Here is a 16724-nt window from a genome sequence, read left to right as displayed (position 1 = left end):
GACCATCTCGAGCGACCTGCAAGCAGTCGCTAGCGGCGCGATGATGTTCGTGGGTTGTAAGGAGTGAATCGGCGTGGGTTGGACCTTCACCCCGGACGAGTTCGCCCATGTCTGGCGCGAGACCGAAGTGGACCGTCACCCGTATCCGCTGCGCATTCTCGAGACCCCGAGAACCGAGGCCGAAGCCGATAAATTGCGCGCACAGTTGGAGGAGCGACTACCGCCGCGCAGCGATCCGGACCTATCGGCGTGCCTGCGAATCATGGCCGCACCACACACCAGGATCGTAGCGATCGGCGGCGGACATGGTCCCGGCACCGAGATCCGGCTACTGGCCTGTGCGATCTACGACCGCGCCGTCCTCGCCATCCAGGAACCTGGTTCCGGACCGGACTTCGGTGGGCGCGTGCGACTTTCGATCGGGCTCAGTGCCAAGCTCGGCGCGCGGATCGCCGCATTGCTGCCCGTGGTCCCGGCCGGACACGAACCGGCGCGGGCGGCATCCGCCGATGCGATCCGCGACAACGAGACAGTGGTCGTAGCCCAGCGAGCGGTGCCGTCGATCCGGCGTCTGCTGCTCAAGCCGCATACCGCCGAGGGGCATATCCGGATCGAGGGGCGGCTGGACCACCCATCGCCGCAGCCGCCGATCCACTACACCTGGATCGATGTCAAGGGCGACGGGCGCTATCTGATCAAGGCCGGCGATACCGTGCACATCGTGCCCGCCTCGGCCGAACAACTCGCTACGCAGCTGCAGAAACGCATTCCCGCGCAGGCCCGATAAGTCGTCACCGGCCGGAACTATTTCATCCGGAGGCATGGCTAACGGTTAGTCTGAGGCGGACCGACCGATCCCCGGGGGTGTGGTGCATGACGATCGAGAGCAGCCGAGCCGATATTGCCCGCTTCAAACAGGAGGCACAGTCGGGCACCGTCAAGTTCGATCCGGACGCGGCGCGACGTTGCGCCGAAATGTACGACAACCAAGCCGACCGACTCATCTATCTACGCCAACGCCTCGAATCGGCGGGCGAGCTCGACGGCTTCGGCGGATTCATCTCCGCACAGCAGTTAGAGGCCGGATTCGCGCACAAGGCCCGTGACGCCGCCAACCTGCTCGACCACTACATCGAAGCCGCCTACCGCATGAAGGAGGCGTTCCTGATCAGCGGCGGGCTGTTCGAGGAGGCCGATGCCGCGAACGCCGCGGCGTTGCGTGCGATCGAAACGCGGGTGCCGCGATGAGTGGTGATGCCGCGCAATGCGGCTGTCGCGCGCCCGGTGGGCGAGGTAGGACACAGCGCGCTGTTCAGATGGCGTGGTCGAGCGTCGGCGAGGCATCCAGACAGGACGGCTCTCAGGCGCCGGATGGGCGAATCAGGATGCCCGGTGGGCGAATCCGGACACACCGCGTTGCGCGGAAAGCGTGGTCGAGCGTCGGCGAGGCATACACGCAGGGGCGCTATCAGGCGCCCGGTTGGCAAGGCAGGACACCGCGCGCTATGCGGATGGCGGGGCCGAGCATCAGCGAGGTATCCGCGCAGGGTGGCTGCCGGGCGGGTCAGGACATGGCGCGCCACGAGATGCCGTGGGCGAGCGTCAGCGAGGCGCGACGATGAGCGGTAATGATCCCGATTACATCAGCTCGATGGAGCATTTCGAGTCGATGAAGCATGAGGAGATCTACGCCGAGGCCCAGCAGATCGACGCCGCGCAGATCCTCAACGCATCGGTCACGTGGCTGGAAGTCGCAGGGACACTGGCCAGTTCGTTTCCATTGACTCGAGCCGGCTCGGATCGGGCAATGAATTCGATGGCCTGGGAGGGTGCTGCCGCCGAAGCCGCCTATGCGAGTGCCCGCAGCTACGCCGACTCCGTCGATGAACTCGCCGCGATCATGGGACAGGTCGGCACCCGCCTCGGCGCGGTGGCCGCGGCCGCCGAAGCCGTGAAGATCGCCGTTGTCCCACCGGGCAATTCGGGCCCGATCGGCACCATAGCCCGACTGCTCGAAGCCGCCCATGTGATCAATGCGCGAATGGCGGAAGAGGCGCTGCGCCAAGAAGCCGTCCTCGCCATGAACATGATCTACAAACCCGCCTACCAAATGGCAGGCACCGCCGTCCCCGCCCTCCCTGCACCCCCCGCCTTACCCGGCACACCAGGCGCGACACCATCGGCACCCACTCAACCCGGTGCGCATGCCCCCCAAACCTCACCCTCCACCCCGGAATCCCGAGCGCCCCAGCCGACCCCCACACCGGAGTCCGAAGCGCCACAACCCGCCCCGGCTCCGGCCACACCCGAACCGTCACCAACCCCCTCCACACCGGAATCCCAAGCACCACAACCAACTCCAGACCCGACGACACCAGCACCTACAACTCCGGCGCCCGGAACCCCGGATTCCCAGCCACCGCAACCCACCCCGGCACCCAGCACCCCGGATTCCCAGGCACCGCAGCCCACCCCGGCACCCGGCCCACCGGAACCGGCACCAACCCCCTCCACACCGGAATCCCAAGCACCACAACCAACTCCAGACCCGACAGCACCAGCACCTACAACTCCGGCGCCCGGAACCCCGGATTCCCAGCCACCGCAACCCACCCCGGCACCCAGCACCCCGGATTCCCAGGCACCGCAGCCCACCCCGGCACCCGGCCCACCGGAACCGGCACCAACCCCCTCCACACCGGAATCCCAAGCACCACAACCAACTCCGGACTCAACAACACCAGCACCCGCAACTCCGCCCCCTGGATCCCCGGATTCCCAGGCGCCGCAACCCACCCCGGAACCCCAGGCGCCACAGCCCACCCCGGCTCCGTACCCTCAGCCTGCTCCAGATCCACGGCCCTCCCCTGCGCCGGCCACACCGGAATCTCCAGCGCCGCAACCAATTCCAGCTCCCCCGACACCGGAATCCCAGGCGCCACAGCCCACCCCGGCCCCACAGCCGGTGCCCGCCCCAACGCCGGAACCATCAACCCAACAAGCACCCCCTCCGACCCCACCCCCAACGCAGGAGACCCAACCTCCGGCCCCCGCGCCAGCACCCCCAACCCAACAGGCACCCCCACCCGCGCCCCCCGTCCCGTCGGAACCAACCCCTCCCCTCCCCGATCCCGGCGGCCAGCCCGGCATCACCGGCCCCATTCCCGACCAAACCGGTCCCTCCCAACCCCCGCCGACCACCAACCAACCCGGCGTCATCCCAACCCCGGACAGTGTTCAGCGATAAGTAGCTAAATCGAAGCAGACCCCGTCCGTTTGATGTCCACGGCAAAGTATCTGGAGATCTCGATCGTTATCGAGGGCCGATTCGGCGATGCCGGTGGACGTGAACTGGACCTGTGGCTACATGGGCCGCAGTCGATCTTGTTGCGGTACATCCCGAACACGCGCATCTGGCGCGACTGGCCTGGCGAGAATACGGCAACGGGCGGCATCCGGCCGCCCTGAACTACGGCGACTGCTTCTCCTATGCGTTGTCGAAGGTGAGTGGCGAACCTCTGCTTTTCAGAGGCAACGACTTCCCACGCACCGGCATCACTGCGGTTCAGTTGCCGCAGGACGACGCGGGAGGCGAATCGCCGGGGGCAAGTTCGGAGGCCAGCCGCTAAATCTTGACCAGGTCGTCGGCGTGGATTACCGGGCGTTGCATGGTGTCCGGGAGTTCGGTAGTGGAGCGGCCGAGCATGCCGGATAGTTCGGCGCTGTCGTATTCGACCACGCCGCGAGCGACTATGCGGTTGTCGGGAGCGATGAGGTCGACGACGTCGCCGCCGTGGAAGCGGCCGCGGACGCCGATGATGCCTGCGGCGAGCAGGGAGCGACGGCGTTGGGCGACGGCTTGGACGGCGCCCTCATCGATGAGGATGGCGCCGCGGCTGTCGGCGGCGTGACGGACCCAGAATTTGCGGGCGGAGAGGCGGACCGGGCGGGCGGCGAAGGCGGTACCGACCGTGCCCGCGCTGAGCGCGATATCGGCCTCGGTGGCGGCGGCCAGCAGAACGGGGACGCCCGCGTCGGCTGCCAGCCGGGCCGCGGAGAGTTTGGAGGCCATGCCGCCGGTGCCGAGTGCGCCGCCGCTGCCCGCGATGACGCCGTCGAGGTCGGCGCTGCTGCGGACCTCGGGTATGAAGTTGGCGGCGCCCTTGCGCGGATCGCCGTCATAGAGGCCCTCGACATCGGAGAGCAGCACCAGCGCGTCCGCGCCGACCAGATGGGCAACCAGTGCGGCGAGGCGGTCGTTATCGCCGAAGCGGATCTCTTCCGTTGCGACGGTGTCGTTTTCGTTCACGACAGCGACCGCGCCGAGGGAGCGCAACCGGTCCAGGGTGCGCTGGGCATTGCGGTGATGCTCACGGCGCGAGAAGTCGTCGGCGCTCAAGAGCACCTGCCCGACCGTCCGCCCGAACCGCGCGAACGAGGTCCCCCACGCATGCGCCAACGCCAACTGCCCGACGCTGGCCGCAGCCTGCTTGGTAGCCAGATCCCTTGGGCGACTTGTCAACCCAAGCGGAGCGAGACCCGCACCGATCGCACCGGACGAAACCACGACCACATCGGACCCGGCCCGCATCCGCGCCTCCACCGCATCGGCCAGCCGATCCAGTCGCGCCATATCGAGACCGCCCTTTAGGCTGGTCAGCGCCGAAGAACCGATCTTCACCACCACACTGCGCGCCGAAGCAATCGCCGTCCTGGCCTCACTCAGCCCGGACTGCGACATCACCTCGGCCATCCCCGAACTCACCTGCATCGCAACCGAACTCCCTGTACCACAACAGAACTCGTCGTACCCGCCAGTCCAGCCGAACCCGCCGGGCGCAACACTGCGCCCCGAACGCGCTGGCCGCCACCGAATTCCGACACTCGCCGGATGGGCGATCCGAACCACATCACTCGCCGAAACGCCGTGCCAGACCCCGGCGCACACCACAAGCCCACGGCGGTCACGTTATTCCTCGTCGTCCTTGACCAGACCACGGCGTACTCGGGACGCGTGTTTGCGTTCGGCGGCGCTGATCCGGTCGTTCTGCTCCAGGCGGATGTCGGTGCCGCGGCCGGTGGGCACCATATCCACACCTGCGGAGATCTGCGGCTCCCACTCGAACGTGACATCGCCGATGGTGACCGGTGCACCGGGCTCGGCGCCCTGCTTCACAAGTTCGTCTTCGACACCGAGGCGGGCCAGGCGGTCGGCGAGGTAGCCGACGGCTTCGTCGTTGTCGAACTGGGTCTGGCGCACCCAGCGCTCCGGCTGCGGCCCGCGCACGATGAAGCCGCCCGGCTCCTCGGGGTCGGCGATCACGCTGAAGCCGGACTCGTTCACCGCGATCGGGCGGATCACCGGACGCTTCGGCGCGGCCTTCGGATGCGCGGTCCGATACTGCTCGACCATCTCGGCGAGCGCAAAGGTCAAGGGACGCAGGCCCGCCCGGCTCACCGCCGAGATCTCGAAGACCGGCCAGCCACGTGCGGTGAATTCGGGCGTGACCATCTCCGCCAACTCGGCGGCATCGGGCACATCGACCTTGTTCAGGATCACCACACGCGGCCGATCGGCCAGTTCACCGAGTCCGGTATCGGCATCCAGAGCCGGTTGGTAGGCGGCGAGTTCGGCCTCGAGCGCATCGACATCGGAGACCGGATCGCGTCCCGGCTCGAGGGTCGCACAGTCGACGACGTGCGCGAGCACCGCGCAGCGCTCCAGATGCCGCAGAAAATCCAGCCCGAGCCCACGTCCCTCGCTCGCGCCCGGAATCAGACCGGGCACATCGGCGATGGTGAAGGTGGTGTCTCCGCTGGAGACCACACCGAGATTGGGCACCAGCGTGGTGAACGGGTAGTCCGCGATCTTCGGCTTGGCGGCCGAGAGCACCGACACCAGCGAGGACTTACCCGCCGACGGGAACCCGACCAGCCCCACATCAGCGACGGACTTCAACTCGAGGACGAGTTCGCCTTCATCGCCGTCCTCGCCGAGCAGCGCGAAACCGGGCGCCTTGCGCGCCTTGGAGGCCAGCGCGGCATTGCCGAGGCCGCCGCGTCCGCCACGGGCCACGATGAACTTATTGCCCGAACCGACCAGATCGACGACCACCTTGCCGTCGTCGTCGAGCACCACGGTGCCGTCGGGGACCTTCAGCACCAGATCGGTGCCCTGCTTACCGTCGCGGTTGCTGCCCTCGCCGGGCTTGCCGTTGCTCGCCTTGGCATGCGGATGGAAGTGGAAGTCCAGCAGGGTGTGCACATTCGGGTCGACCTCGAGGATCACATCCCCGCCGCGTCCGCCATTGCCGCCGTCCGGTCCGCCGAGCGGCATGAACTTCTCGCGGCGCACGGAGGCGCAGCCGTGACCACCCTTGCCCGCACGTACGTGCAATACGACACGGTCGATGAATTTGGACATGTCCGAATCATCCTCCTCGGTGGTAGCCGTAGCGACTGCTTGCAGGTCGCTCGAAAGGACCTGCTCTGTGGGAACGCGATCTTTCGAGAACGCGAAAAGCGGGCCAGGGAATGCACCCTGACCCGCTCAGCTTTTCCGGAATGGGCGGTGCCCTCGCATTCGCTCGTGCAAGCGCAAGGGACTAAGGACGGACGTTCGTCCGGCGGCGCCCGATCGAGAGGCGGTCAGGCCTCGGCCGGCTCCGGAACGACGATGTTGACGGTCTTGCGGCCACGCTTGGTACCGAACTCGACCTTGCCCGCCGCCAGGGCGAACAGAGTGTCGTCGCCGCCACGGCCGACGAGCACACCGGGGTGGAAGTGCGTGCCACGCTGGCGAACCAGGATCTCGCCCGCCGAAACGGTCTGGCCACCGAAACGCTTGACGCCGAGTCGCTGGGCGTTCGAGTCGCGACCGTTGCGGGAGCTGGATGCACCCTTCTTATGTGCCATTTCTGAACTCCTGTGAAGTAATTCGAGAAAGCGCGGAGGCTTACTTGATGCCGGTGACCTTGAGGACCGTCAGCGGCTGACGGTGACCCTGACGCTTGTGGTAGCCGGTCTTGTTCTTGAACTTGTGGATGCGGATCTTCGGGCCCTTGGTGTGCTCGACGACCTCGGCGGCCACAGAAACCTTCGCCAGCTTGTCCGCATCGGTGGTCAGCTCGGCGCCGTTCACCACGAGAACCGGGGCCAGCGCCACGGACGAACCCGGCGCACCCTCGATCTTCTCGACCTTCACCAGGTCACCGACCGCGACCTTGTACTGCTTTCCGCCGGTCTTGACGATCGCGTACGTTGCCATCGGTCGGCTGCCCTTCTTCCTGTAAAGCGCGCGGCTCGTGCTCGCGCGGCTGCGTGTTCCCGCCCGGATGACTCCGGCTGGAAACCACAGCACTCTGGTCTGGTAGTCACCGCCGCCTCAGCAACCTGATGGCTCTCGGCTTCGAGCCGAGTCACAAACACAGCGCAGAAAAGCGCTGTCGCCGGGCAGCGACTGTCCAAGATTACAGGACGGGTACCACCCCGACCAAACCGGTGCCCGCGAAAGGCAGGACCCCCGCCGCGGAATGCGGCGGGGGTCCCAGGTTTTCGGTCCGATCGTGGCAATCAGTTCGCGTCGTCCACCGGCGGTCCGGCGGGGCGACCGACGGCCCGGCGGCGCGGCTTGCGCGTCGGCACCACGACCGGCACATCCGCCGTGTAGTCCACGACAGGCCCTGCCGACCCCTGATCCGCCGTCGGCAGCACGAAGACGGCCCCGGCGCTGTCGGCGGCCGGTGCGGAGGCCGAACGCGCGACGCGACGTCTGCGGCCGGTAGAACGGGGTGCCGCGGATTCGGGGACACCGTTGGACGAGGCCGCAACCGGCTCTGCCGCAGACTCAGCGGGTTCATCCGCCACGGACGTCGAAGCCGCGGCAGCGACCGGCGCGACGACTTCCTCGGATGCGGGCTCGACGGCCTCCTCGGCCACCACTTCCGCCTCCGCGACTTCCTCGGCTACCGCCTCCGCGGCTTCCTCAGCGACGGCCGCAACGGACTCGGAGACAACGACCTCCTCGACCCGAGCCTCATCGCTTGCGGCGACGACATCCGCAACGGCTTCTGCCACCGCGACGTCCCCGAGGTCCGCAACATCCTCTGGCTGCTCATCCTCCGACTGATGCGCCGCCATCGCCAACGCCACCGGATGCGCTCGCTTGACCGCGATCTCCACCTCGTCTTCGGCAGCATGCGCGGTGCCATTGCTGGCCGCGGCGGGCGCACTCGCCGCCGCACCCTTGTCCCGGCCACGCCGCCGCCGCGACCCGGTCTCCCGGCCACCGCGCGTGCTGTCCTCGGCACCGGTGAGCTCCACCGGGTAGGTGTGCACGACGAGGCCCCGACCATGGCAGTGCTCACAGGTCGTAGAGAACGCCTCGACCAGACCGGTGCCGAGCTTCTTGCGGGTCATCTGCACCAGGCCGAGCGAGGTCACCTCGGAGACCTGGTGGCGGGTGCGGTCGCGGCCCAATGCCTCGGTCAGCCTGCGCAGCACCAGATCCCGGTTCGACTCCAGCACCATATCGATGAAGTCGACGACGATCATGCCGCCGATATCGCGCAGCCGCATCTGGCGCACGATCTCCTCGGCCGCCTCCAGGTTGTTCCTGGTGACCGTCTCTTCCAGATTGCTGCCGCCCGCACCGGTGAACTTGCCGGTATTGACGTCGATGACGGTCATCGCCTCGGTCCGGTCGATTACCAGGGTGCCGCCCGAGGGCAGCCACACCTTGCGATCGAGCGCCTTGGCGAGCTGTTCATCGATCCGATAGGTCTCGAAGACGTCGACACCGTTGTTCTCGTGCCGGGAGACCCGGGCGAGCATATCCGGCGCGACCGTGCGGATGTAGTTCTCGACGGTGCTCCAGGACCGCTCGCCCTCGATGACCAGCTTGGAGAAGTCCTCGTTGAACAGATCACGGATGACCTTGACCAACAGGTCCGGCTCTTCGTACAGCGTCTTGGGCGCGCCGTTGTCCTTGGCCTCGGCGGCCTTCTCGATGGTGCGCCAGGTCGCCTGCAGCCGCTCGACGTCGCGGGCCAGTTCGGCCTCGCTGACACCCTCCGACGCGGTGCGGATGATCACTCCGGCGTCGGCGGGCACGATATCGCGCAGGATCTCCTTGAGCCGTTTGCGCTCGGTATCGGGCAGCTTGCGGCTGATACCGGTGGACGAACCGCCGGGCACGTACACCAGGAAGCGTCCGGCCAGGCTGATCTGGGTGGTCAGCCGGGCGCCCTTGTGCCCGACCGGATCCTTGGAGACCTGGACCAGCACCTGATCGCCGGGCTTGAGCGCCTGTTCGATCTTGCGCTCCTTACCGCCGAGACCGGCGGCCTCCCAGTTCACCTCACCGGCGTAGAGCACACCGTTGCGGCCGCGGCCGATATCGACGAATGCCGCCTCCATCGAGGGCAACACATTCTGCACCTTGCCGAGGTAGACATTGCCGACCATCGACGCCGAGCCGGTATTGGTGACGAAGTGCTCGACCAGGGTATTGTCCTCGAGCACCGCGACCTGGGTCGCGGTCGGGTGCTCCGAGAAGGTCTTCTCGCGCACGACCATGACCCGGTCCACCGCCTCGCGGCGGGCCAGGAACTCCGACTCGGTCAGGATCGGCGGGCGACGGCGACCGGCCTCGCGACCGTCACGCCGACGCTGCCGCTTGGCCTCGAGCCGGGTCGAACCGGTGATGCCCTGCACCTCGTCGACGGTGGCGCGGCTGCGGCTCTTATTGCGCGGCTCACGCTCGTGCACGACGGTATTCGGCGGATCGTCCTCGGAGACGCCCTCGCTGTCGGCACCGTCCCCCGCCACCTTGCGGCGACGACGGCGACGGCGACGGCGGCTCGAACCCTCCGGCACACCGGATTCGTCGTCCTCGGTCTCGGTGTCGTCGCCGGGCTCGGCTTCGGTCTCGCTCTTGACCGCCGCCTGCTCGTCCTCGGCACTCTCGTCTGTGGCTTCGGTGTCGTCGCCCTCGGATTCGGCGTCGGCGTGCTGTTCACCCCGGCCCCGACCCCGACCACGACGGCCCCGCCGACGACGACGCGGCTGGTCCGCCTCGCCCTGCTGTTCGGCCGACTCGTCCTCGGTGGTTTCGGGCTCTTCCTCGACGGTTTCGACCGCGGCTTCCTCGGCGCGACGGCTGTCGCGCTCGGCCCGACGCTGCCGACGCGCTGCCTCGGCGGCCGTGGCGTCCGGCGGTAGGAACAGCGGTGCGGCGACCGAGGCTGCGGCCTCGAAGACGACCGGCGTCGCTACGTGCGACTCTTGCGGAACCAAATGGGTGAACAGCTGCACCGACGGCTGATGCGCCGCAGGCTGCTCCCCCGACGGCAGCGATTCGGACTGGTCGATCGCCTGGTCCGGTGCGGAAAAAATGGGCCCCCGCTCGGGCTTGGTCGCAATCGGCTCCGGCGCTACCGGCTCGGGCTCGGCCGCAACCGGCTCTCGCGCGGCGGTCTCGGGCGCCACGGGTTCGACGACCTCCGATTCCACCGTGCCGAGCGCTTCGCGGACAGATTCCGCTACCGCGCGATCGACATTCGATTGCGCACTACGTGCGTCGGCACCCAACTCGGCGAGCTTGGCCAAGATGCGTTTGCTGGTTACCCCCAGCCGCTTGGCAAGCGCGTGAACTCGGATTCGCTCCGGCAATTGTTCGGCATCCTGTGATGTTGTTGTCAGCGGCTCTTGATCGGCCACGAAGTCTCCTCGGGTCCCCGGGCGCGTCCCTCCTGGCAGGAGTGACGCGGCCGACGCGGGGGCACTGTCCGTTCACCTCACGCGGTTGGCGCAAGGTCAAGTGGTCTCGCCCCGCGTGTCCGGTTAACACCCATGGTTTACGTCGGTCGGGCTAACTGGTCACGCGGCGCCTGGCTGTTGGCTGAACTCCACGGCGCGAGCGCTCATCCAGCGTGCCGGCGCGAACCCCCGGCCCCAGCAACGGGCCAGCTGTTCGTAGCAGCGATGATCGGCATCGAACCGCAGTGTCATCCGGTTACCGGCCGGCACCGATCGTCCGCGTACCTGCGCGAACAGTCGGTATCGTCAGCAACCACTGTCAGTATCCCACATAGTGCGGCGACGTCTCGCCATCGCCGCACGACTTGGCCTCGCTGGCGCTCGGCACCGTCCCGCGGCGACGCCGGCCGTATTGCCCGTTCGCGCAGCTCACGCCTCAGGGCTCTATCAGGCCGGGAACTCGGGAAACCAGAGAGCGATTTCCCGCTTGGCCGATTCCGGCGAATCGGAGCCGTGCACCAGGTTCTCCTGGGTCTCCAGCGCGAGGTCGCCGCGAATGCTGCCGGGGACGGCCTTCTCGACCGGATCGGTGCCGCCGGCGATCTGACGGAACGCCGCAATGGCGCGCGGGCCCTCCAAGATGGCCGCGACGACCGGGCCGGAGGTGATGAACTCGATCAAGGAACCGAAGAACGGCTTCTCGGCATGTTCGGCGTAGTGGCCGCGCGCCAACTCGTCGGATACCTGCTTCAGCTCCAGGGCGGCGATCTTCAGCCCCTTGCGCTCGATCCGGGCCAGCACCTCACCGACGAGGCCACGGGCCACACCGTCCGGCTTGATGAGTACCAACGTCTGCTCAGTCACGGCGCACAGCCTAATCGGCACTGCCCCCGGTTACCGAACCGGCGGCTATGAAGAGCCCTGGATGCTGACCTTTTCGAGCGACCTGCAAGCAGTCGCTAGCGTTGACTGGGCAGCAGACCGAGTTCCATCCGGCGCTTGACGTCGGCGCGCAGCACCAGGATGAAGCCCCAGACGACGGCGAAGAAGACACCCATGACGCCGATGGAGATGTGCACGAAGACACCGAGGATCAGCAGGACCTGCAGTCCTAGATTGAACGGGATGGCCCATGGGCGGCGTTGTAGTCCGGCGCCGAGGATCATCACCAGCGCGAGGACGACAAGGTAGCTGCCGGAGAACCAGCCGATACCGCCGCCGACCGACCCGACCACGGGCAATGCGAGCAGCACCGTGATCGCCTCGAGGATCAGCGTGCCCGCCATGACGCCGCGCAGACCCTTCCACGGGTCTGCGGCGGGCGGGGGGGCCTGCGGCTCGCCGTCGGCCCGCTCGGGCTCGGCGGCGTCGCCGGTCGATTCGGTCACGCTGTCTCCTTCTCGGCATTCGCGGGCCCCACGTGCTTACGCATGCTGCCGCATCCGAACCGCGCAGCTCATGCCTGCGCCTCGCTGGCGCTCGGCTCCGGCATGCGCCGATGCGCGCTGGCACATGATTCGCTCACTGCGTTCGCTCATGCCGGGTCCTTCCCGAACAGGGCGCGCGCAGCACCGGCAGTGACCACAGATCCGGTTACCACGACGCCCGCGCCGGAAACCATCTCGCCCGAATCGCCGACCTCCTCGGCAATGGCAATGGCCGTTTCCAGGGCATCGGGCAGGGTCTCGGCGGTGACCACTCTTTCGTCACCGAAGCGCTGCACCGCGAGGTCGGCGAGGCGTTCGACATCCATGGCGCGCGGCGAACCATTGTTGGTGACGACGATCTCGTCGAGTACCGGCTCCAGCGCGTCCAACATGCCCGCCACGTCCTTGTCGCCGAGCACCGCGACGACGCCGACCAGCTTGCGGAAGTCGAATTCGGCGGTCAGCGCCGCGGCCAGGGCCTGCGCACCCGCCGGATTGTGCGCGGCGTCGATGAAGATGGTCGGGGCATTGCGCATCCGCTCCATCCGGCCAGGGCTGGTGACACTCGCGAACCCCGCCCGCACCGCCTCGATATCGAGCTGCCGATCCGCACCCGCGCCGAAGAACGCCTCGACCGCGGCCAGCGCGAGCACCGCATTGCGGGCCTGGTGCTCACCGTGCAGCGGCAGGAAGATCTCGTCGTAAACCCCTCCGAGACCCTGTAATTCGAGCTGCTGGCCGCCGACCGCGATCTGGCGGGCCAGTACCCGGAACTCCGAACCCTCGCGCGCCACTGCGGCATCGACCTCGACGGCCCGGCGCAGCAGCACATCCATGGCCTCGGGTTCCTGTTCGGCGATGACGGCGACGGTATCGCGCGGCACCAGGCTCTCCGGGGCACGTTTGATGATCCCGGCCTTCTCCCCCGCGATGGATGCGAGATCGTCGCCGAGGAAATCGGTGTGGTCCAGGCCGATCGGGGTGATCACCGCGACCTGTCCGTCGATGACATTGGTCGCGTCCCAACGGCCGCCCATACCGGTCTCGACGACCGCGACATCCACCGGCGCCTCCGCGAAGGCGGCATAGGCCATGCCGGTGAGCACCTCGAACTTGCTCATGGCCGGACCGTCCGCGGCGGCGGACTGCTTGTCGATCATCTCGATATAGGGCAGCAGTTCGCGATAGGTCGCCACGTACTCGGCCGGGGTGATCGGCGCGTTGTCGATGCTGATCCGCTCCGTGGCCAGCTGCAGATGCGGGCTGGTGATCCGGCCGGTGCGCCGATGCAGCGCGGTCAGCAGCGCATCGATCATCCTGGTCACCGAGGTCTTACCATTGGTGCCCGCGATGTGGATGGCCGGATAGTTCTGCTGGGGCGAGCCGAGCAGGTCCATCAGCGTCGTGATGCGGGTGAGCGAGGGCTCGATCTTGGTCTCCGGCCAGCGCCGGTCCAATTCCGCCTCGACCAACGCCATTTCGGCCAGGTCCACCGGGGACGGCCCGGATCCCAGCCGCCGCTTGCGATGCTCGTCGTCGGCGTACTGCGGTTCTGGTTCGTCGTTCATTTGCCGCTCAGTTCCGCGAGCCGGGCACCGATGCGCGCGACTTCGCCCTCGGCGACATCGCGACGTCCCTTGATCTTGTCGACCACCTGATCGGGCGCCTTGGCCAGGAACGCCTCGTTACCGAGTTTGGCTGTGGTGGTCGCCAATTCCTTCTCGGCCGCGGCGAGATCCTTCTCCAGGCGGCGGCGTTCGGCATCGAGGTCGACCGCGCCGGAGGTGTCGAGCTCGACCGTCACGGTGGACCCGCTCAGGCGCACCTCAACCGAGGCGGTCGCCGCGAATTCGGTACCGGGCTGGGTGAGCCGGGCCAGGTTGGTCACCGAATCGTGCAGTTCGGTGAGGCCGGCGTTATCCAGGCCGATCAGCTTGGCCGCCACCTTCTGCTTATCGGCCAGCCCCTGATCGCTGCGGAAGCGACGGATCTCGGTGATCAAGCGCTGTGCATCCGAAATCCGTTGTGCGGCGGTCACATCCGTGGCCACACCGGTGGCCTCCGGCCAGGTGGCGACGACGACGGATTCGCCGCCGGTCAGCGCCCGCCACAGCGATTCGGTGACGAACGGGATGACCGGATGCAGCAGCCGCAGCACCGCATCGAGCACATTGCCGAGCACAATGCTGGTCGACTCGGCGCGCGAACCACCGGCGGCGAACTGCACCTTGGACAGTTCCAGATACCAGTCGCACAGCTCGTCCCAGGCGAAGTGGTACAGCGCCTCGCACGCCTTGCCGAATTCGTAGACGTCGAAAGCCGAATCCACCTCGGCGCGAACCTGTTCGAGCCGATCGATGATCCAGCGGTCGGCGTCGGTGAGTTCGGCGCGATCGAGCAGCGTGCCCGGTTGCGCGCCGTTCATGAGCGCGAACTTGGTGGCGTTGAACAGCTTGGTCACGAAGCTGCGCGAGGCGAGGGCGTGCGATTCGCCGACCGAGAGGTCACCGCCGGGCTGTGCACCGCGCGCCAGCGTGAAGCGCAGCGCGTCCGCGCCGTAGGAGTTGATCCAGTCCAGCGGGTCGATGCCGTTGCCACGCGATTTGGACATCTTCTTGCCGTACTGATCGCGAATCAGGCCGTGCAGGAACACATCCTTGAACGGCACCTGCTTCGCGCCGCCCTTGCCCGCGGTGAGCACGTGATCGTCGGAGACGAAGGTGCCGAACATCATCATCCGGGCCACCCAGAAGAACAGGATGTCGTAGCCGGTGACGAGAACGCTTGTCGGATAGAACTTCTGGAGCTCCTCGGTGGAATCGGGCCAGCCCATGGTGGAGAAGGGCCACAGGCCGGAGGAGAACCAGGTGTCGAGCACATCCGGGTCCTGCACCCAGCCCTCGGGGGCGGTCTCGTCCGGACCGACGCAGACCACCTCGCCATCGGGGCCGTACCAGATCGGGATGCGGTGGCCCCACCACAGCTGCCGCGAGATGCACCAGTCGTGCATGTTGTCGACCCATTCGAACCAGCGCGGCTCCTGGCTGGCCGGGTGAATCACGGTGTCGCCGTTGCGAACCGCGTCACCGGCGGCCTTGGCCAGCGACTCCACCTTGACCCACCACTGCATCGAGAGCCGCGGTTCGATCGCCTCGCCGCTGCGCTCGGAATGTCCGACGCTGTGCAGGTACGGCCGCTTCTCGGCGACGATCCGGCCCTCGGCCGCGAGCCGCTCGCGCACCTTGACCCGCGCCTCGAACCGGTCCATACCGTCGAATTCGGTTCCGGTGCCGATAATCCGGGCACGCTCGTCCATGATGTTCGGCATGGGCAGATTGTGCCGCAGGCCCATCTCGAAGTCGTTGGGGTCGTGCGCGGGCGTGATTTTCACTGCGCCGGTTCCGAATTCGGGATCGACGTAGTCATCGGCGATGATCGGGATCTGACGTCCGGTGATCGGATGCTCGAGGGTGCTGCCGATCAGATCCTTATAACGCGGATCCTCCGGATGCACCGCCACCGCGGTATCGCCGAGCATGGTCTCCACCCGGGTCGTGGCCACGATCACATGCGGCTCATCGTCTTTCAGCGAGCCGTAGCGCAGCGAAACCAGCTCGCCCTCGACATCCTCGAATTTGACCTCGATATCGGAGATGGCGGTGCGCAGTTCCGGCGACCAGTTGACCAGACGCTCGGCCCGGTAGATCAGACCCGCGTCGTATAGGCGCTTGAAGATGGTCTGCACGGCCCGCGAGAGCCCGTCGTCCATGGTGAAGCGGTCGCGGCTCCAGTCGACGCCGTCGCCGAGCGCGCGCATCTGCCACTGGATCTGTCCGCCGGATTCGCGCTTCCAGTCCCAGACCTTGTCGATGAACAGTTCGCGGCCGAAGTCTTCCTTGGTCTTGCCGTCGACCGCGAGCTGCTTCTCCACGATGGTCTGGGTGGCGATGCCCGCGTGGTCCATGCCCGGCAGCCACAGCACCTGGTAACCCTGCATGCGCTTGCGGCGCGAGAGGGTGTCCATCAGGGTGTGGTCGAGCGCGTGGCCCATGTGCAGGCTGCCGGTGACGTTCGGCGGGGGCAGCACGATCGAGTAACCGGGCTTGTCGCTGGCAGGATCGGCGGCGAAGTAGCCAGCCGCTACCCAGCGCTCGTACATCTCGGCCTCCACCTCGCTGGGAACCCAGCTCTTGGGGAGGGCATCGGCACGATTACGCGGGTTGTCAGGGGCTGCGCTGGTCACCCCGGCATTCTAGTGGGATACCCGCTGAGCTCATAAAAGGGCCGGGGCATAAAAGCGGCGGGGTCTTCGGTGGATGAGGGACACCGAAGACTCCGCCTACACCTCGAGAGCCTACCGCCGAAACCAGCCCGAGCCCCGAATCCACAACTAATTCTCAGCTTCGTGGCGCGTTCACTACGCGGTCACCGGAACGGCACTTTCTCCCGCCCTGACGGCGCGTCCGATGCCCGGAGAAATACCCAGCAAGAATCAGGGCTTTCCCTGTTGCCGAATCCAATCTGGCTAGGGAGCCTGGA

Annotated in this window: 13 protein-coding genes and 1 pseudogene; 3 read left to right on the top strand and 11 right to left on the bottom strand. The window is 67.2% G+C overall.

Annotated elements, in window-relative coordinates:
* Positions 1-73: 73 nt before the first annotated feature.
* On the top strand, positions 74-787 hold the full coding sequence (locus OIE68_RS40980; protein ID WP_327096247.1) for an ESX secretion-associated protein EspG: 714 nt from the start codon (positions 74-76) through the stop codon (positions 785-787).
* 86 nt (positions 788-873) lie between these two features.
* Entirely contained in the window at positions 874-1248 is a 375-nt protein-coding gene (locus OIE68_RS40975) for a hypothetical protein (protein WP_327096246.1), read from the top strand.
* A 316-nt stretch (positions 1249-1564) separates the two neighbouring features.
* On the opposite strand, the gene OIE68_RS40970 is transcribed toward OIE68_RS40975, so the two are convergent.
* Both OIE68_RS40970 and OIE68_RS40965 read right to left on the bottom strand, forming a co-directional pair.
* Positions 1565-2065, bottom strand: a complete 501-nt coding sequence (locus tag OIE68_RS40970; protein WP_327096245.1) for a hypothetical protein — start codon at positions 2063-2065, stop codon at positions 1565-1567.
* Between the two features lie 499 nt (positions 2066-2564).
* Positions 2565-2924: a hypothetical protein gene (locus OIE68_RS40965; protein ID WP_327096244.1), complete on the bottom strand. Its 360-nt coding sequence runs from the start codon at positions 2922-2924 to the stop codon at positions 2565-2567.
* Positions 2925-3264: 340 nt separating this feature from the next.
* Between OIE68_RS40965 and OIE68_RS40960 the strand changes: the two are divergent.
* A pseudogene (locus tag OIE68_RS40960) lies at positions 3265-3629 on the top strand (type II toxin-antitoxin system VapC family toxin); the annotation flags it as partial.
* Here OIE68_RS40960 and proB read toward each other — a convergent pair.
* The 9 genes from proB to OIE68_RS40915 form a co-directional block, all read right to left on the bottom strand.
* Positions 3626-4741, bottom strand: coding sequence for a glutamate 5-kinase (proB, locus tag OIE68_RS40955; RefSeq protein ID WP_327102000.1), 1116 nt, complete (start codon positions 4739-4741; stop codon positions 3626-3628). The pseudogene OIE68_RS40960 and the gene proB sit on opposite strands and share 4 nt — an antisense overlap.
* A 228-nt stretch (positions 4742-4969) precedes the next feature.
* Entirely contained in the window at positions 4970-6424 is a 1455-nt protein-coding gene (gene obgE, locus OIE68_RS40950) for a GTPase ObgE (protein ID WP_327096243.1), read from the bottom strand.
* Positions 6425-6648: 224 nt separating this feature from the next.
* Positions 6649-6915 carry a 50S ribosomal protein L27 gene (rpmA, locus tag OIE68_RS40945; protein WP_063047669.1) on the bottom strand — a complete coding sequence of 89 codons (267 nt, stop codon included), beginning with the start codon at positions 6913-6915 and terminating at the stop codon, positions 6649-6651.
* Positions 6916-6955: 40 nt separating this feature from the next.
* The gene (rplU, locus tag OIE68_RS40940) at positions 6956-7267 is read right to left on the bottom strand and encodes a 50S ribosomal protein L21 (protein WP_040687720.1); all 312 of its coding nucleotides are present in this window, start codon (positions 7265-7267) and stop codon (positions 6956-6958) included.
* A 305-nt stretch (positions 7268-7572) separates the two neighbouring features.
* Positions 7573-10719 carry a translation initiation factor IF-2 N-terminal domain-containing protein gene (locus OIE68_RS40935; RefSeq protein WP_327096242.1) on the bottom strand — a complete coding sequence of 1049 codons (3147 nt, stop codon included), beginning with the start codon at positions 10717-10719 and terminating at the stop codon, positions 7573-7575.
* 486 nt (positions 10720-11205) lie between these two features.
* Positions 11206-11622: a nucleoside-diphosphate kinase gene (gene ndk / locus OIE68_RS40930; RefSeq protein ID WP_327096241.1), complete on the bottom strand. Its 417-nt coding sequence runs from the start codon at positions 11620-11622 to the stop codon at positions 11206-11208.
* Positions 11623-11717: 95 nt separating this feature from the next.
* Positions 11718-12044, bottom strand: a complete 327-nt coding sequence (locus tag OIE68_RS40925; RefSeq protein WP_357474232.1) for a DUF4233 domain-containing protein — start codon at positions 12042-12044, stop codon at positions 11718-11720.
* Between the two features lie 248 nt (positions 12045-12292).
* Positions 12293-13753 (bottom strand): bifunctional tetrahydrofolate synthase/dihydrofolate synthase, encoded by a 1461-nt coding sequence (gene folC / locus OIE68_RS40920; protein ID WP_419150638.1) that lies wholly within the window; start codon positions 13751-13753, stop codon positions 12293-12295.
* The gene (locus tag OIE68_RS40915; RefSeq protein ID WP_327096239.1) at positions 13750-16428 is read right to left on the bottom strand and encodes a valine--tRNA ligase; all 2679 of its coding nucleotides are present in this window, start codon (positions 16426-16428) and stop codon (positions 13750-13752) included. Before OIE68_RS40915 ends, folC begins: the two co-directional genes overlap by 4 nt.
* Positions 16429-16724: the final 296 nt, after the last annotated feature.

The organism is Nocardia vinacea (assembly GCF_035920345.1).
Classification (GTDB): domain Bacteria; phylum Actinomycetota; class Actinomycetes; order Mycobacteriales; family Mycobacteriaceae; genus Nocardia; species Nocardia vinacea_A.
The sequence above is the reverse complement of the archived record's forward strand: the minus strand, read 5'-3'. Positions and strand labels throughout refer to the sequence as shown.